Origin of the sequence: Lysobacter sp. FW306-1B-D06B (assembly GCF_038446665.1) — a bacterium.
Lineage (GTDB): Bacteria > Pseudomonadota > Gammaproteobacteria > Xanthomonadales > Xanthomonadaceae > Lysobacter_J.
The window spans coordinates 1,555,544-1,570,356 of sequence record NZ_CP151802.1 but is presented as its reverse complement, the minus strand read 5'-3'; the positions used below and the strand labels follow the sequence as shown (position 1 = coordinate 1,570,356).

Genomic DNA, 14,813 nt, shown 5'->3' with positions numbered 1-14,813 from the left:
TGGAGGCAGCCGCCCCGGTTCCGGGAGACGCGGGCGGAGAGACCGACGAGGAAGTCGCCGCCCGCGGCGAGGAAGTGGGTGGGCGTCAGTGGTGTTGCAGATCGTACATGCGGACCAGGCGGTCCTTCGCAGCCAGCTTTTCGCGCTTCATCTGCGCCAGCGTGATGTCGTCGATGGGGAGCACGCCCAGTTCGGCGTCCATCACCTTCTTGTCGAGATCCTTGTGGCGCTGGTAGAGCTGCTTGAACTCCGGGTTGGACTTCATCAGCGCGTCGATCTCTGGCTGCGGTCGTTCTTCGAACATGTAATGCCTCCTTCAGCGGGTAGGGAAGCCCGGACGCAGGGTCCGAGCCCGTGCAGAAGGCCCCGCAGACAAAAACGCCCCGGTCGTCAGACCAGGGCGTTGCGCGGGGTCATGGAGGAGCAGGTCACCGGCGCCGGCTTCACAAGGACCGGCCCCGGTCTGGCGTGGGGCGGCGGGGTCCTGCGAGAGGGGCGTTGACGTCATCGACCGTGCTCATCGCCGAGCGGAAAACAGGCCGCTCGGGTATTTGACCCTACTCCTCCCTCCCCCGGTCGGCAAGGGAGAAGAAGGCGGGATGTGAGCACGGTCCCGAAGGTCGCGACGAGCGGGAGGCGGCCGTGGCCGCGCCCCCGCGGACTCAGCGTAACTACTTGTTTTACTTGGACTGAACGAGGACTTCGGTGCGATCAGTCTTGCCACTCTTGCCGCTGACCTGGACCTTGCCCTGGGGCCAGCCACCGGCCACCAGCGCGTCGCGGACGGCCTCGGCACGACGCTGGGCGAGCTTGGCGTCGACCGCCGTCACGTCGACCCGCACGCCCGGCGACGAGGACGCGTCGGCATAGGCCGCCAACGTCTTCACGGTCGTCTGCGCGCCGTCGCTGAGGCTGGCCTTGCCGGCACCGAAGCTGCCCTTGGCCAGGGCGAAAACCTCGCCCCGGTTGTCCCGCTTTGCGGCGGGCAGCTTGCCGCCGGTGACCAGTTCGGCCTCCTCGCGGGCAAGCTTGGCTTCGCGCTCGCGCGCGGCATTCAGGCGGGCGGTCTGCGCGCCGGCAACGCCCTTCAGCGCGGTCTCGACATCCTGCAGCGATGCCGCGTCGGCCTCGCTCTGCACGCGCAGGCGCTCGGCTTCCTCGGCCTGCATCTGCGCCTGTAGGCGCAGGCGTTCGCTCTCGGCCCGGGCGCGGGCGGCGTCCTGCTGGCTGGCTTCGACCAGCAGTTCGCTGCGCTCGCGATCCAGGCGATCGAGTTCGCGCTGCATCGACTGGCTGCGCGCGGCGGCTTCGGCGATCTGCACGCGCCGCTCGGCGACGTAGAGCGCGCCGGGGCGGTCGCGCTTGGCGGCCTGGTCCAGCGTCGTCACGGCCTGTCGTGCCTGCAGGCGCTCGTAGGCGGCGAAGGTGTTCATGGACGGGTCGGCGTCCAGCACGGTCAGCCGCTGCGACAGGCGCGTGGCATCGGGATTGTCGGCGGCGAAGGCCGGCGCGGCGGCGACGAGCGCGGCCAGCGCGGCCGGAAGGATGAGGCGGTGAAGGTTCACGGCTGGCCCTCCGTCTGCAGGCGGCGGCGCAACTCGGCGACTTCCGCGCGACGCTGGTTGAGTTCGGCGGTGGCCAGCGCTTCGCGGCTCCTGGCGTAGGCCAGGTCCGCGTCGGCCGCCGCCGCCAGGGCGAGGCGGCGGGCGTCGTCCTCGTCGCCGGAGCTCATCGCGGCCTGGGCCTGGGACAGGCCATTGCGGGCCACGCCCAGCTCCTGTGGCGCGTACTGGTCCGCGTCGGCACCCTCGGCGCGGGTCACGGCCTGGCGGGCCGCCGACAGCTCGCCGGTCGGCGGGGGCACGGAGGCGCAGGAGGAGAGTACGGAAGCGAGAACTGCAGCCAGCAGAGGTATTCGAATTTGTGCGAAGCTTGGGCGCATTGGGGAGGCCGTGCCTGTGGTAGACGCCCGGCCATTGTCGTAAAGCCGCCGCCGAGCTTGCAACGGGCACGACGGTGTAAGAAAAGGGGTTGCTTGCATGGACATCGGCTATTTCCTGAAGCTGATGACGGAAAAGAACGCGTCGGACATGTTTTTGACCACCGGCGCGCCGGTTTACATCAAGGTCGAAGGCAAGCTCTATCCCCTGGGCAATACCGGCCTGCCGCCGGGCATGGTCAAGAAGATCGCATACTCGTTGATGGACGAGGGGCAAGTTCCGCTGTTCGAGCGTGACCTCGAACTGAACATGGCGCTCGCCCTGCCCGAAGCCGGCCGCTTCCGCATCAACGTGTTCAAGCAGCGCGGCGAGGTCGGCATGGTGATCCGCGCCATCCGCAGCGTGATCCCGTCGATCGAGGAACTGCAACTGCCGCAGGTGCTGAAGGACATCATCATGGCCCCGCGCGGCCTGGTGCTGATCGTCGGCTCTACCGGTTCGGGCAAGTCGACCACGCTCGCGTCGATGATCGACTACCGCAACAGCAACATCTCGGGCCACATCCTCACCATCGAGGACCCGATCGAATACCTGCACAAGCACAAGAAGTCGATCGTGAACCAGCGCGAAGTCGGCCTGGACACGCACGCCTTCCACAACGCGCTGAAGAATGCGATGCGCGAGGCGCCGGACGTCATCCTGATCGGCGAAATCCTCGACGCCACTACGATGGAAGCGGCGATCGCGTTTGCCGAAACCGGCCACTTGTGCCTGGCGACGCTGCACTCCAACAACGCCGACCAGACGCTGGAGCGCATCCTCAACTTCTTCCCGGAAGCGGCGCACAAGAACGTGCTGATGAACCTGGCGCTGAACCTGCGCGCGGTGGTCAGTCAGCGACTGGTGATCGGCACCGACGGGCGCCGCCTGCCGGCCGCGGAAGTGCTGATCAACACGCCGCACATCCGCGACCTCATGCGCCGCGGCCAGGTGCACGAGATCAAGCAGGCGATGGAGGAAACGCTGGAGGAAGGCATGGAATCCTTCGACCAGTGCCTGTTCCGCCTGCACAAGGAAGGCAAGATCGACATGGAAGAGGCCCTGAAGGCCGCCGACTCGCGCGAAGGCCTGGCGCTCAAGTTCCGCCTCTCCGAAGGCTCCAGCGGCGAGCACGACCCGTACGCGGACATCTACGACGCCGCGACGCAGTGATGGCTCTGGGCTCCTCTCCCTGCGGGAGAGGGGCCGGCAAACGAAGACGCGCCCTCAACCCACCGCGGGCGCGTCGGGCTGCTTCTCCGGCCGTGCCGCGTCGAACGCCGGCAATGCGAGGCAGGCCTTCTCGATGCGCATGATCGTTGGATACAGCGACAGATCGACTGCGAAACGGCGCGCGTTGTACACCTGCGGCACCAGACAGCAATCGGCCAGCGTGGGCGAATTGCCCTCGCAGAACGCCCCGGTCGAAGGGTGATCCGCCAGCATCGCCTCCAGTGCGGCGAACCCCTCCTTGATCCAATGCTGCACCCAGGCGTCGCGTTCGGGCTGCGGCACGTGCCAGCCGCGATCGAAGTGCTGCAGGACGCGCAGGTTGTTGAGCGGATGAATGTCGCAGGCCACCACCTGTGCGAGCGCACGCACGCGCTGGCGATCGCGCGCCGCGGCCGGCAACAACGGCGGTTCCGGCCAGGTCTCGTCCAGGTATTCCAGGATCGCGACCGACTGCCGCATGATCCGATCGCCATGTTGCAGCACCGGCACCAGCTCCTGCGGATTCACCTGGTGGAACGCGGGCGAATGCTGCTCGCCGCCGTCGCGGACCAGATGCACGGGCACGGTCTCGTACGGCAGCGATTTCAGGTTCAACCCGATGCGCACGCGGTACGCCGCGCTGGAGCGCCAGTACGAATACAGCCGCAGATGCTCAGCCGCCATGCCCATCCCCCACAGACGCCGCGCGTCCGTCTGTGCGCGGCGGGATCGCCGCGCACGTTGCCTGATTCAGGCGTTGCCGCCCTTCTCGATTCGCTGCTCGATCGCCCCGAACACGCTCTGGCCATCGCGAGACAGCATCTCGATGCGCACCGTGTCGCCGAAGCTCATGAACGGCGTGATCGGCTTGCCGGTCTCCAGCGTCTCCACCGTGCGCTTCTCGGCGAAGCACGACGCGCCCAGCGAGGTGTCTTCGTTGGCGACGGTGCCGGAGCCGACGATGGTGCCGGCCGACAGCGGGCGCGTCTTCGCCGCGTGCGCGACGAGCTGGGCGAAGTCGAACTGCATGTCCACGCCCGCTTCCGGCGCGCCGAACCATTCACCGTTGATGTGCGTGGTCAGCGCCAGGTGCACCTTGCTGCCCTTCCACGCGTCACCGAGCTCATCCGGCGTGACGAACACCGGGCTCAGCGCCGAACGCGGCTTGGACTGCAGGAAGCCGAACCCCTTCGCCAGTTCGTTCGGAATCAGATTGCGCAGCGAGACGTCGTTGACCAGCCCGACCAGTTGGATGTGCGAGGCGGCCTGCTCGGGCGTCGCGGCCATCGGCACGTCGTCGGTGACGATGACGACTTCGGCCTCCAGGTCGATGCCGTACTCCTCGCTCGGCACGCGCACCGGGTCGCGCGGACCGTAGAAGCCGGCGCTCACGGCCTGGTACATGAGCGGGTCGGTGTAGAAGCTCTCCGGCACTTCGGCACCGCGTGCGCGGCGCACGCGCTCCACATGCGGAAGGTAAGCCGAGCCGTCGACGAACTCGTAGGCGCGCGGAAGCGGTGCAGCCAATGCGCTCATGTCGAGATCGAACGCACCCTCGACGTTGCCGTCGTTGAGCGCCTCGTACAGCGCGTTGAGGCGCGGCGCGGTGTTCGACCAGTCTTCCAGCGCGCGCTGCAGCGTGTCGGCAATGCCGGCGGCGCGCACGCCGCGCGCGAGATCGCGCGAGACCACGATCAGCGTGCCGTCGCGGCCGCCTTCCTTCAGTGAACCAAGCTTCATCGAAACTCCCGGATTCCAGCGCTGCCGCGCAATGGTTTCAATTGTAACGACTGCGCGCGACGTGGCGAGACATCAACCAGAACGCAAAGCGAGGGCGCATTCTGACAGCGCCTCTGGAACGCCGCAGCCCCACGGCGCGCGGCCGATTCCGGTGCGCGCAGGATCGCACACGAACTCACAGGCAACAAAAAACCCGCCTTGCGGCGGGTTTCTTGTTTTGTCTGGCAGCCCCGGAAGGATTCGAACCTCCGAATGTCTGAGTCAGAGTCAGATGCCTTACCGCTTGGCGACGGGGCTATGGGACAGATTGTAACCCAAAAACGATTAGCGCTTGGAGAACTGCGTAGCGCGGCGGGCCTTGTGCAGACCGACCTTCTTACGCTCGACTTCACGCGCGTCGCGGGTCATGAAGCCGGCCTTGCGCAGCTCGGACTTCAGGGTTTCGTCGTACTCGACCAGCGCGCGGGCGATGCCCAGGCGGATCGCACCGGCCTGGCCGGTGATGCCGCCGCCGGCGACGGTGACGACGACGTCGAACTTGTCGGTCGACTGGGTGAGTTCGAGCGGCTGGCGCACGATCATGCGCGCGGTTTCGCGACCGAAGAACTCATCCAGCGGACGCTGGTTGACGGTGATGTTGCCAGCGCCCTTGCGCAGGAAAACGCGGGCGGTGGAGGACTTGCGGCGGCCGGTGCCGTAGTTCTGCTGGAGTGCCATGGGATGTCTCTAAGAAGGGGTCCGAATCAGAAGTCCAGCGGCTGCGGCTGCTGGGCGGCGTGCGGGTGCTCGGAGCCCTTGTAGACCTTGAGCTTGCGGTACATGGCGCGGCCGAGCGGATTCTTCGGCAGCATGCCCTTCACGGCGATCTCGATGACGCGCTCGGGATGGCGCTCAAGCGCCTGGGCGAGGGTCTCGGTCTTGAGGTTGCCGATATAGCCGGTGAAGCGGTGGTATTCCTTGTCCTGCAGCTTCTTGCCGGTAACGACGATCTTCTCGGCGTTGATGACGACCAGGTAGTCGCCCGTGTCGACGTGCGGGGTGAACACCGGCTTGTGCTTGCCGCGCAGACGGCGGGCGAGCTCGGAAGCGAGGCGGCCGAGGGTCTTGCCTTCGGCGTCTACGACGTACCAGTCACGCTGGACGGTCTCGTTCTTGGCGGTAAAAGTCTTCATGACTGGTCTTTTATGGTGTTCCGGTCGGGCTGATTCCGTGAGGGTTTCCGGCAAGGCCGGACCGGCGGAATTTCGCCACGCGTTGTCGAGGGGGTAAAACGAAGAGGCGGAATGATAGCCGGCCGGGCCGGCCGCCGCAAGTCGACCGCCCCGGGCCGCTAGAATCGCCGGATGCCGCCCGCCACCCCGTCGCCCCGTCCCGCCGTGCCTGATCCGCTGGTGGCCCTGGCCGACCGTTGCGTGCAGTGCGGCCTGTGCCTGCCGGCCTGCCCCACGTATGGCGAGGCCCGGATCGAAGCCGAATCACCGCGCGGCCGCATCGCCCTGGCGCGTGCGTGGGCGTTGGAGGCGGTGGAAGAGACCCCGGCCGGCGAGGCGCACCTGGACCACTGCCTGGGCTGCCGCAGCTGCGAGGCGGTTTGCCCGGCCGGCGTCCGCTACGGTGCCCTGCTCGTCGAAGCCCGTACCCGCCAGCGCAAGCGCCGCCCCGCGGGCCTGCGCCAGCACGCGATCGAGGCCCTGGCGGCCCGCCCGACCCTGCTGACCTTGATATTGCGCGTTTACGGCCTGCTGCACCCGCTCCTGCCCGCGGCCTGGCGCCCGCTTCCGGCGCCGCCACCTCGCCCGTCCCGACAAGCCGCACCTGCCCCGTTCCCCGGCGACACCGCTCTCTTTGTCGGTTGCGCCGCCGACGCCTATGAATCCGAGGTGCGCGCGGCGGTGTCCCGCTGCCTTGCCCAGCTGGGGATACAGGTGAGCACGCCGCCCGGCCAGGGTTGCTGCGGCAGCCTGCACGCGCATGCCGGCAACGCGACCGGGGCCGCGGCGCTCCGCCAGCAGAACCTGCGCGCCTTCGCATCCGCCCGGACCGTCCTCACTTTCGCCAGCGGCTGCCATGAAGCCGTGGCCGAAGCGATGCCCGCTTCGACGCGCACCGTCGATGCGGTGGCGTTCCTCGCCGAGCAGCTCGCCGCACGCGCCGGCACCTGGCAATGGCGCACCGGCCGGGAGCGCATCGCCCTGCACCTGCCGTGCACCCAGCGCAACGTCGTGCGTTCGGCGCCTTCGTTGCGCGCGCTGCTGTCCGCGGTGCCGGAGCTGGAGGTGGTCGAACTCGACGCCAACCTCGGCTGCTGCGGCGCATCGGGCACGCAGATGCTCGAAGACCCCGAGCGTGCCGCGTCCTTCCGCGCACCCCTGCTGCGTCAACTCGCCGAGAGCGGCGCGACGCGGCTGCTCAGCGCGAACCTGGGCTGCCGGCTCCATCTCGCCAACGGCACGCGGATCCCGGTGCAGCATCCGCTGGTGTTCCTGGCCGAACGACTGGAGACCGTCCCTTCACCGCGTCCGCCTTCCGGCGACGCGTAAACTTCCGCCATGGACACGTCTCGCCAGCTCACCCCGCTCGACCGATTCCTTTCCGACACCCAGCGCGCGCTGGACACCGTGTTCGGCGCGCCCGGCGCGGAGCGCCCGAACCCCGCCCGCGACGTCGCCCAGATCGAACTCGACGAGCACGAGCGCCGCCACGCCAGCGGCCTGATGCGCATCAACCACGTCGGCGAGGTCTGCGCGCAGGCGCTGTATTGCGGCCAGGCCGCAGTGGCGCGAGACGAGACGACGCGCGCGCACCTGCTCGCCGCGGCGCAGGAGGAAACCGACCACCTGGCCTGGTGCGCCGACCGCCTGCGCGAACTCGACAGCCGCCCCAGCCTCCTCAATCCGCTCTGGTACACCGGCAGCTTCGCCATCGGCGCGCTCGCCGGCCTGCGCGGCGACGGCTGGAACCTGGGCTTCGTGGTGGAAACAGAGCGCCAGGTCGAGGCGCACATCGACGAGCACCTGGATTCGCTGCCCGCCGCCGACGCACGCAGCCGCGCGATCCTGGAAGTGATGAAGGCCGACGAGGCCCGCCACGCCGATCACGCCGAAGCCGCCGGCGCGCGCATCCTGCCGCCGCCGGTGCCGTCGCTGATGGCGGCGGCGTCGAAGGTGATGAAGGCGGTGGCGTACAGGTTGTAGTTCGGGGTTCGGGTCCGGGAATGGAGCAACAAAAAGGCCCGCAGTGCGGGCCTTTTTGCTTTCGTTCCTGGCTCTTCGCTCGTGCGAATCCCCAATCCCAAATCACGAATCCCGGCTTCAGTCAGCCAGATTGCGCCCGTGATAGAGCTCCTCGATCTCCCGCCGCAGGCGCGCTTCGATCTTCATGCGCTCCTTGAACGACAGGTTCTTGGCCTTCTCCTCGAACAGGTACGTGTCGAGGTCGAACTCCTTCAGGTGCATCTTCGTGTGGAAGATGTTTTCCTGGTAGACGTTCACGTCGAGCATCTCGTAGCGCGACTTGATGTTCTTGGCCAGGTAGTCCTGGATCGAGTTGATCTTGTGGTCGATGTAGTGCTTCTTGCCCTTGATGTCGCGGGTGAAGCCGCGCACCCGGTAATCCATGATGACGATGTCGGATTCCAGGCTTTCGATCAGGTAATTCAGGGCCTTCAGCGGCGAAATCACGCCGCAGGTCGCCACGTCGATGTCGGCGCGGAAGGTCGCGATGCCGTTGTCCGGATGCGTCTCCGGATACGTGTGCACCGTGATGTGCGACTTGTCCATGTGTGCGACGACCGCGTCGGAGATGATCTCCTTGCCGGCGTCCTTCTTGTCGATCACCGGCTCCTCGGAAATGAGGATCGTCACCGACGCGCCCTGCGGGTCGTAGTCCTGGCGGGCGATATTGAGGATGTTCGCGCCGATGATCTCGGCGACATCCGTCAGGATCTGGGTCAGGCGGTCGGCGTTGTACGCCTCGTCGATGTATTCGATGTAGCGACGACGCTCGTCCTCCGACGCCGCGAAGCAGACGTCGTAAATATTGAACGAGAGGGCCTTGGTGAGGTTGTTGAAACCTTGCAACCTCAGGCGAGGCAACGGCTTGACCACGGCAGTGAGATCCCGGTAGGGCGGCGGAGGGCCGCGATTATGAGGCACAAAGCCCCCCGGGGGAACGCGCCCGACCCGCGAGGCCATGCACGACGGCTCCCGGAGAAAGGGGCTGAATCGGATTGCCGTCACAGGTTAGAGTTCAGGGAGGGTGACGCGGTAGGGCGGATATTTGCCCAACGCGTTACTTCAGCCTAAGCTCGACCGATCACATAACCTTCACGCCCATGTCCGCAAACCCGGCTGCAACCTCATCTGTCATGCGTCGCACCAACAGCCCGCTGCTGCCGGACGGTGCAACCATTGAACGCTTCCTGGCCCACTGCCACCGCCGCCGCTACCCCTCGCGGACCGACGTGTTCCGCCCGGGCGACCCGGCGAGCACGCTGTACTACATCGTGTCCGGCTCGGTTTCGATAATCACCGAGGAGGAAGACGGCCGTGAGCTGGTGCTGGGCTACTTCGGCCCGGGCGAGTTCGTCGGCGAGCTGGGCCTGTTCATCGCCAGCGACCAGCGCGAAGTCATCCTGCGCACCCGCAGCACCTGCGAGCTGGCCGAGATCGGCCACGAGCGCCTCTACGACCTGCTGCTGACCCGCCTGTCGCTGGACGCGCCCAAGCTGCTGTACGCCATCGGCGCGCAGATTTCCCGGCGTTTGCTCGATACCAGTAGGAAAGCCGGCCGCCTAGCATTCCTCGACGTCACCGACCGCATCGTCCGCGCCCTGCACGACCTGGCCAAAGAGCCCGAGGCCATGAGCCATCCGCAGGGCACCCAGATCCGCGTCTCGCGCCAGGAGCTCTCGCGCCTGGTGGGCTGCTCGCGCGAAATGGCCGGCCGCGTCCTCAAGAAGCTGCAGGCCGACGGCAAGCTGCACGCGCGCGGCAAAACGGTCGTCCTCTACGGCACCCGCTGACGCGCGTGGGCCGTGCCACCGCACCCGACGAGGCCGCGACGCCAAGGGTGCGGTCGGCCGAACTGGGCGACGCCAGTGACGTCGCCCGGCTGCTCGGGGTGCTGGGTTACCCCTGCACCCGCGACGAGGCCGCCGAACGCATCGCCGTGGTCCGCCACGACCCGCGCCAGCATCTGCTGATCGCCGAAATCGACGGCGACGCCTGCGGCCTGATCTCGCTCTACACGCTCTACTCGGTCGTCCACGGCTGCGAACTGGCCCGCATCACGGGCCTGGTGGTGTTGCCCGAACGCCAGGGCGCCGGCGTGGGCCGCCGGCTGCTGAAGGAGGTCGAGGCGATCTCGCGCCGCTGCGGCGTGCGCCGCATCGAAGTGACCAGCAACGCCAGCCGCACCGACGCGCATGCGTTCTACCGCCAGTGCGGCTATCTCGACGGCTCGATGCGCTTCGTCAAGGCGCTCGGCGACTGACTCACCATTCCAGGGGGGAATGACCATGCAATGCCCGAAGTGCGACTCGACGATGCAGCCACTCGACATTCCGTCCTCGCGTTCGCTGCGCTGCACGCAATGCCAGGGGCTGTGGGTGTCGGTGGGCGAGGAACGCGAACTGCACGCGCACGCCGACGGCGTGGACACCGGCGACATCGTCGTCGGCCAGCGCTACAACCAGATCGACCGCATCACCTGCCCCAGCTGCCCGGACTGCCAGCTCATCCGCATGGTCGACGCCGCGCAGTCGCACATCTGGTTCGAGAGCTGCGGCGTCTGCTTCGGCCGCTTCTACGATGCCGGCGAACTGCGCGACAGCGCCGAGCACACTGTGATGGAGTTCATCCGCAACCTCGACGCGCCCGAGCGCGTCTGAGTCGCGCGGCGGTCAGCCCTTCACGGGCTCGCCGCCGCGATCCTTGCAACCCCAGTTGAGGATCGGCGTGCCCGGCGGCAGCACGCGCCGGAACATCGCCACGCGCCGACGCTTGGGATTGACCACCACGGGCTTGCGCGCGGCCTTGAGCAGCGGCAGGTCGGCGCTGCTGTCGGAGTAGGCGGCCGCGATCTGGTCGTAGCCGGCATCCCAGATCATGCGCATCTTGTTCTGGTGATGGCAGTGCTCGACGGTGACCATGCCGCCCAGGAACGGCCCGCTGATGCTGCCGATCACCGGCAGATCCTCGTGCGCGACGAAGTCCAGGATCGCCCGCGCCAGTTCCGGCGACGCGCCGGTGGCGATGATCACGCGATCGCCGGCATCGCGGTGCTTCTGCAGCACCTTCAGCGCGATCGGCAGCAGGCGCGCGCGGATGTCCTTCGCGTGCGTGCGCACGTAGTGGTCGATCAGCCGGTCCATGTCGTGACGGCGGTGCGTGCCGATGGTCGCGATCCACAGGTACACGGAGATCGCGCTGCGGCGCGTGGGGAGCCAGGCGATCATCGGCAGCAGCAGCGGCGACAACGCAATCGACGCGGCCACGCGCGCCCAGTGGCGCTTGATCAGCCACAGCACCAGGTGGCTGCCCGAATCGCCGTCGTAGAGCGTGTGATCGAAGTCGAACACGACCAGCGGCGCGTACGGCCGCTCGCCGCCCCTCCCCTCGCCCGCCGGCGCGACGGCCGCCGCGCCCGGCAGGTGCTCGACCCGCGCGCCCTCGACCCCCATGTTTCCGGCCGGCGCGTTCATGCGGCGAACAGGCGTTGCAGCGCGGCGCCGGGCTCGGCTTCGCGCATGAAGGATTCGCCGACCAGGAACGTCTGCACGCCGGCCTCACGCATCTTCGCCACGTCCGCCTGCGTGGCGATGCCGCTCTCCGTCACCAACGTGCGATCGCGCGGCACGGCGTCGCGCAGCGCGAGCGTGGTGTCCAGCGAAACCTCGAACGTGCGCAGGTTGCGGTTGTTCACGCCGATCAGTTCGCAGTCGGTCTGCAGCGCGCGCTCGAGTTCGTCGATGTCGTGCACTTCCACCAGCACGTCCATGCCCAGTTCCATCGCCAGATTCGCCATCTCCACCATCGGGCCGTCTTCCAGCGCGGCGACGATCAGCAGGATGGCGTCGGCGCCGATCACCCGCGCCTCGTACACCTGGTACGGATCGATGGTGAAGTCCTTGCGCAGCACCGGCAGCGAGCACGCACCGCGCGCCTCGCCCAGGTAGAGGTTGCTGCCCTGGAAGAAGTCCACGTCGGTCAGCACCGACAGGCACGCCGCGCCGCCTTCTTCGTAGCTGCGCGCGATCTGCGCCGGGTTGAAGTCCTTGCGGATCAGGCCCTTCGACGGGCTGGCCTTCTTCACCTCGGCGATCACCGCCGCTTCGTTCGCGGCGTGCTTGCGGCGGATCGCCTCGACGAAGCCGCGCGTGGGCGGTTGCTGCAGCGCGCGCACGCGCATGTCGTCCAGCGGCCGCACGCGGCTGCGCTGCTGGATCTCCTCGGCCTTGCGGGCCAGGATGGTGTTGAGGATGTCGCTCATTCGTCGTGCTTGGGTGTCGTGTTCGGCTTGCCGTAGGCGCGTTCGACCTTGGCCACGCGCAGTTCGTAATGTTCGTACCAGTGCACGCGGCCATGGGCACGCGTGGCGGCGTGTTCGGCGTGCTGGCGCCACGCCGCGATGGAGGCTTCGCTGTCCCAGTACGAGACGGTGATACCGAAGCCGTCCGCGCCGCGCGTGGATTCCACGCCCAGATACCCGGGTTGCGATGCGGCCAGTTCGACCATGCGCTGCGCCGCCTCGCCGTAAGCGGCGTCGTCTTCGCCATTGCGGCGCGACGAGAAGATCACCGCGTAGTACGGCGGCGACGGCAGGCGAGCGAACGCATCGTTCGTCATGCGCCCACCGCTTCGCCGGCCAGTTCGCGCGTGGTGGCGACGAACTCCTCCAGCTTGTGTTTCGCCGCGCCGGAGGCCAGCGCCGCACGTGCGCGCTCGATGCCTTCGGCGATGCTGTCGGCCACGCCGGCGGCGTAGATCGCCGCGCCGGCGTTGAGCGCAACGATCTCGCGCGGCAAACCGGCTTCATTGTTCAGCGCCTGCATCAGCAGGACCTTGGATTCGGCCGCGTCGTTGACGCGCAAGTTGCGGCTGGCGGCCATGGCGATGCCGAAGTCTTCCGGGTGCACTTCGTACTCGCGCACCACGCCGTCGCGCAGTTCACCCACCAGGCTGCCGGCGCCGAGCGAAAGCTCGTCCATGCCGTCGCGGCCCCACACCACCAGCGCACGTTCCGCACCCAGCTCCTGCAGCACGCGCACCTGGATGCCGACCAGGTCCGGATGGAACACGCCCATCAGGATGCTCGGCGCGCCGGCCGGATTGGTGAGCGGGCCGAGGATGTTGAAGATCGTGCGCACGCTCATCTCGCGGCGCACCGGCGCGACCACCTTCATCGCCGGATGATGCACCGGCGCGAACATGAAGCCGATGCCGCAGCGCTCGATGCAGCGCGCCACCTGCTCCGGCTGGAGCTCGATCGCCGCGCCCAGCGCTTCCAGCGCATCGGCGCTGCCGGACTTGGACGAGACGCTGCGATTGCCATGCTTGGCGACCTTCGCGCCCGCGGCGGCCACCACGAACATGCTCGCCGTGGAAATATTGAACGTGTGCGCGCCGTCGCCGCCGGTGCCGACGATGTCGACCAAGTTCGCCCGATCGGCCACGTCGACCGGACGCGCGAACTCGCGCAGCACGGTCGCCGCGCCGGCGATCTCGCCGACGGTTTCCTTCTTCACGCGCAGGCCCGTGAGGATCGCCGCGGTCATCGTCGGCGACACCTCGCCGCGCATGATCATGCGCATCAGCTCGACCATCTCGTCGTGGAAGATCTCACGGTGCTCGATGGTGCGCTGGAGGGCTTCTTGCGGAGTGATGGGCATGGGGGCGGAGGATTCGGGCGTCGGGGCGGGCGCGGATGCCGGGGAAACCGAAACGATATCAGCTGCGGACGTGGCTTCGTTCTTTCGTGCGGCTCCGGGCCGCAGCAGGTCACCGTTCCAGGAAATTCTTCAGCAGCGCGTGGCCGTGTTCGGTGAGGATGGATTCGGGGTGGAACTGCACGCCTTCCACCGGGTGCTCGCGGTGGCGCAGGCCCATGATCTCGTCGAATTCCACCCGGCCGTCGGCGCCGTCGACCTCGGTCCAGGCGGTGATCTCCAGGCAGTCGGGCAAGGTTTCCCGCGACACGACCAGCGAGTGGTAGCGCGTGGCCTCATAGCCGTCGGGCAGGCCGGTGAACACGCCCCGGCCCTCGTGGCGGATGCGCGAGGTCTTGCCGTGCATGATCCGCTTGGCGCGCACGACGTCGCCGCCGTAGGCCTGGCCCAGGCTCTGGTGGCCCAGGCACACGCCGAACACGGGAATGCGCGGGCCGAGCTCGCGGATCACGTCCACCGACACGCCCGCCTCGTTGGGCGTGCACGGGCCGGGCGAGACGACGATCCGCTCGGGGGCGAGCGCCTCGATCTGGGCGACGCTCAGCTCGTCGTTGCGGACCACCTTCACCTCTGCCCCGAGCGCCTGCAGGTACTGCACGAGGTTGTAGGTGAAGCTGTCGTAGTTATCGATCATCAACAGCATCGGTGCGGGCTCGGGATTCGTCGGGGCACGGTGGCGAAGACGCGATTATCCCGCGCGGCGGCGGGCCGGCGGGAGCGTCGGGAAGGAGATGCGGCGGGGTGGAGCGCGGCGGCGTGGGCCGGCGGTGGATCAGTGCGTGGGGCGGGAAACACTCGGCAGTTCCTCGGACGACGGGGACGGGCGGACGGTAGCCAACGGCCACCATCGCCAACCCTGGTCGGCTTTGCGGAACTGCGGGAAGGAACGCACGGACATGGCCCTACTGTAGCGGCTCCACGCGCCCGACGCGACC

19 protein-coding genes and 1 tRNA gene are annotated in these 14,813 nt (G+C 67.9%); 6 read left to right on the top strand and 14 right to left on the bottom strand.

What is annotated here, in order from left to right; all coding sequences use genetic code 11:
• Positions 1-85: 85 nt before the first annotated feature.
• The 3 genes from AAFF32_RS07245 to AAFF32_RS07235 all read right to left on the bottom strand — a co-directional run bounded on the left by AAFF32_RS07245 (position 86) and on the right by AAFF32_RS07235 (position 1,864).
• Entirely contained in the window at positions 86-304 is a 219-nt protein-coding gene (locus tag AAFF32_RS07245; RefSeq protein ID WP_216960532.1) for a YdcH family protein, read from the bottom strand.
• Positions 305-680: 376 nt separating this feature from the next.
• Complete coding sequence (locus AAFF32_RS07240; protein ID WP_342316946.1) at positions 681-1,565, bottom strand: hypothetical protein; 885 nt, start codon at positions 1,563-1,565, stop codon at positions 681-683.
• On the bottom strand, positions 1,562-1,864 hold the full coding sequence (locus AAFF32_RS07235; RefSeq protein WP_342316945.1) for a DUF4398 domain-containing protein: 303 nt from the start codon (positions 1,862-1,864) through the stop codon (positions 1,562-1,564). Before AAFF32_RS07235 ends, AAFF32_RS07240 begins: the two co-directional genes overlap by 4 nt.
• Positions 1,865-2,039: 175 nt before the next feature.
• On the opposite strand from AAFF32_RS07235, the gene AAFF32_RS07230 reads away from it, so the two are divergent.
• On the top strand, positions 2,040-3,152 hold the full coding sequence (locus tag AAFF32_RS07230) for a PilT/PilU family type 4a pilus ATPase (protein WP_216960540.1): 1,113 nt from the start codon (positions 2,040-2,042) through the stop codon (positions 3,150-3,152).
• A gap of 54 nt (positions 3,153-3,206) precedes the next feature.
• On the opposite strand, the gene maiA is transcribed toward AAFF32_RS07230, so the two are convergent.
• The 5 genes from maiA to rplM all read right to left on the bottom strand — a co-directional run bounded on the left by maiA (position 3,207) and on the right by rplM (position 6,103).
• Positions 3,207-3,875: a maleylacetoacetate isomerase gene (gene maiA / locus AAFF32_RS07225; RefSeq protein WP_216960543.1), complete on the bottom strand. Its 669-nt coding sequence runs from the start codon at positions 3,873-3,875 to the stop codon at positions 3,207-3,209.
• Between the two features lie 66 nt (positions 3,876-3,941).
• Positions 3,942-4,931 (bottom strand): fumarylacetoacetate hydrolase family protein, encoded by a 990-nt coding sequence (locus tag AAFF32_RS07220; RefSeq protein ID WP_342316944.1) that lies wholly within the window; start codon positions 4,929-4,931, stop codon positions 3,942-3,944.
• Positions 4,932-5,153: 222 nt separating this feature from the next.
• A tRNA-Gln gene (locus AAFF32_RS07215) sits at positions 5,154-5,228 on the bottom strand.
• A gap of 27 nt (positions 5,229-5,255) precedes the next feature.
• Entirely contained in the window at positions 5,256-5,648 is a 393-nt protein-coding gene (gene rpsI / locus AAFF32_RS07210) for a 30S ribosomal protein S9 (RefSeq protein ID WP_216960549.1), read from the bottom strand.
• Positions 5,649-5,674: 26 nt separating this feature from the next.
• Positions 5,675-6,103, bottom strand: coding sequence for a 50S ribosomal protein L13 (gene rplM, locus AAFF32_RS07205; RefSeq protein WP_216960552.1), 429 nt, complete (start codon positions 6,101-6,103; stop codon positions 5,675-5,677).
• A gap of 171 nt (positions 6,104-6,274) precedes the next feature.
• Here rplM and AAFF32_RS07200 point away from each other — a divergent pair, with 171 nt between their 5' ends.
• Together AAFF32_RS07200 and coq7 are read left to right on the top strand one after the other, a co-directional pair.
• Positions 6,275-7,471 carry a (Fe-S)-binding protein gene (locus AAFF32_RS07200; RefSeq protein WP_342316943.1) on the top strand — a complete coding sequence of 399 codons (1,197 nt, stop codon included), beginning with the start codon at positions 6,275-6,277 and terminating at the stop codon, positions 7,469-7,471.
• A gap of 9 nt (positions 7,472-7,480) precedes the next feature.
• Positions 7,481-8,125 (top strand): 2-polyprenyl-3-methyl-6-methoxy-1,4-benzoquinone monooxygenase, encoded by a 645-nt coding sequence (coq7, locus tag AAFF32_RS07195; RefSeq protein WP_342316942.1) that lies wholly within the window; start codon positions 7,481-7,483, stop codon positions 8,123-8,125.
• 117 nt (positions 8,126-8,242) lie between these two features.
• Here coq7 and speD read toward each other — a convergent pair whose 3' ends face one another.
• Positions 8,243-9,037 (bottom strand): adenosylmethionine decarboxylase, encoded by a 795-nt coding sequence (speD, locus tag AAFF32_RS07190; protein ID WP_216960561.1) that lies wholly within the window; start codon positions 9,035-9,037, stop codon positions 8,243-8,245.
• A 260-nt stretch (positions 9,038-9,297) separates the two neighbouring features.
• Here speD and crp point away from each other — a divergent pair, with 260 nt between their 5' ends.
• Genes crp through AAFF32_RS07175 form a run of 3 tightly spaced genes read left to right on the top strand, consistent with a single transcriptional unit; the run spans position 9,298 to position 10,821 of the window.
• Complete coding sequence (gene crp / locus AAFF32_RS07185; protein ID WP_232338648.1) at positions 9,298-9,954, top strand: cAMP-activated global transcriptional regulator CRP; 657 nt, start codon at positions 9,298-9,300, stop codon at positions 9,952-9,954.
• 5 nt (positions 9,955-9,959) lie between these two features.
• Entirely contained in the window at positions 9,960-10,424 is a 465-nt protein-coding gene (locus tag AAFF32_RS07180) for a GNAT family N-acetyltransferase (RefSeq protein ID WP_216960573.1), read from the top strand.
• Positions 10,357-10,821, top strand: a complete 465-nt coding sequence (locus AAFF32_RS07175) for a zf-TFIIB domain-containing protein (RefSeq protein ID WP_342316941.1) — start codon at positions 10,357-10,359, stop codon at positions 10,819-10,821. Before AAFF32_RS07180 ends, AAFF32_RS07175 begins: the two co-directional genes overlap by 68 nt.
• 12 nt (positions 10,822-10,833) lie before the next feature.
• Here the strand turns inward: AAFF32_RS07175 and AAFF32_RS07170 are convergent, their stop codons facing one another.
• From AAFF32_RS07170 to AAFF32_RS07150, 5 genes are all read right to left on the bottom strand, one after another.
• Positions 10,834-11,634 carry a haloacid dehalogenase-like hydrolase gene (locus tag AAFF32_RS07170; RefSeq protein WP_254200200.1) on the bottom strand — a complete coding sequence of 267 codons (801 nt, stop codon included), beginning with the start codon at positions 11,632-11,634 and terminating at the stop codon, positions 10,834-10,836.
• The gene (trpC, locus tag AAFF32_RS07165; protein ID WP_342316940.1) at positions 11,631-12,422 is read right to left on the bottom strand and encodes an indole-3-glycerol phosphate synthase TrpC; all 792 of its coding nucleotides are present in this window, start codon (positions 12,420-12,422) and stop codon (positions 11,631-11,633) included. Before trpC ends, AAFF32_RS07170 begins: the two co-directional genes overlap by 4 nt.
• Positions 12,419-12,778, bottom strand: a complete 360-nt coding sequence (locus AAFF32_RS07160) for an antibiotic biosynthesis monooxygenase (RefSeq protein WP_342316939.1) — start codon at positions 12,776-12,778, stop codon at positions 12,419-12,421. Before AAFF32_RS07160 ends, trpC begins: the two co-directional genes overlap by 4 nt.
• Complete coding sequence (gene trpD, locus AAFF32_RS07155) at positions 12,775-13,821, bottom strand: anthranilate phosphoribosyltransferase (RefSeq protein WP_216960582.1); 1,047 nt, start codon at positions 13,819-13,821, stop codon at positions 12,775-12,777. The genes AAFF32_RS07160 and trpD overlap by 4 nt, the downstream gene beginning before the upstream one ends.
• 109 nt (positions 13,822-13,930) lie before the next feature.
• Positions 13,931-14,521 carry an aminodeoxychorismate/anthranilate synthase component II gene (locus AAFF32_RS07150; protein ID WP_342316938.1) on the bottom strand — a complete coding sequence of 197 codons (591 nt, stop codon included), beginning with the start codon at positions 14,519-14,521 and terminating at the stop codon, positions 13,931-13,933.
• Positions 14,522-14,813: the final 292 nt, after the last annotated feature.

What these genes read in the sequence shown, in the direction of transcription:
- AAFF32_RS07175 (WP_342316941.1), top strand. Translation starts at nt 10,357, where the DNA reads ATGCGTTCTACCGCCAGTGCGGCTATCTCGACGGCTCGATGCGCTTCG.
- AAFF32_RS07230 (WP_216960540.1), top strand. Translation starts at nt 2,040, where the DNA reads ATGGACATCGGCTATTTCCTGAAGCTGATGACGGAAAAGAACGCGTCG.
- maiA (WP_216960543.1), bottom strand. Translation starts at nt 3,875, where the DNA reads ATGGCGGCTGAGCATCTGCGGCTGTATTCGTACTGGCGCTCCAGCGCG.
- AAFF32_RS07220 (WP_342316944.1), bottom strand. Translation starts at nt 4,931, where the DNA reads ATGAAGCTTGGTTCACTGAAGGAAGGCGGCCGCGACGGCACGCTGATC.
- AAFF32_RS07245 (WP_216960532.1), bottom strand. Translation starts at nt 304, where the DNA reads ATGTTCGAAGAACGACCGCAGCCAGAGATCGACGCGCTGATGAAGTCC.
- crp (WP_232338648.1), top strand. Translation starts at nt 9,298, where the DNA reads ATGCGTCGCACCAACAGCCCGCTGCTGCCGGACGGTGCAACCATTGAA.
- trpC (WP_342316940.1), bottom strand. Translation starts at nt 12,422, where the DNA reads ATGAGCGACATCCTCAACACCATCCTGGCCCGCAAGGCCGAGGAGATC.
- trpD (WP_216960582.1), bottom strand. Translation starts at nt 13,821, where the DNA reads ATGCCCATCACTCCGCAAGAAGCCCTCCAGCGCACCATCGAGCACCGT.
- AAFF32_RS07150 (WP_342316938.1), bottom strand. Translation starts at nt 14,521, where the DNA reads ATGCTGTTGATGATCGATAACTACGACAGCTTCACCTACAACCTCGTG.
- AAFF32_RS07160 (WP_342316939.1), bottom strand. Translation starts at nt 12,778, where the DNA reads ATGACGAACGATGCGTTCGCTCGCCTGCCGTCGCCGCCGTACTACGCG.
- rplM (WP_216960552.1), bottom strand. Translation starts at nt 6,103, where the DNA reads ATGAAGACTTTTACCGCCAAGAACGAGACCGTCCAGCGTGACTGGTAC.
- coq7 (WP_342316942.1), top strand. Translation starts at nt 7,481, where the DNA reads ATGGACACGTCTCGCCAGCTCACCCCGCTCGACCGATTCCTTTCCGAC.
- AAFF32_RS07170 (WP_254200200.1), bottom strand. Translation starts at nt 11,634, where the DNA reads ATGAACGCGCCGGCCGGAAACATGGGGGTCGAGGGCGCGCGGGTCGAG.
- rpsI (WP_216960549.1), bottom strand. Translation starts at nt 5,648, where the DNA reads ATGGCACTCCAGCAGAACTACGGCACCGGCCGCCGCAAGTCCTCCACC.
- AAFF32_RS07200 (WP_342316943.1), top strand. Translation starts at nt 6,275, where the DNA reads ATGCCGCCCGCCACCCCGTCGCCCCGTCCCGCCGTGCCTGATCCGCTG.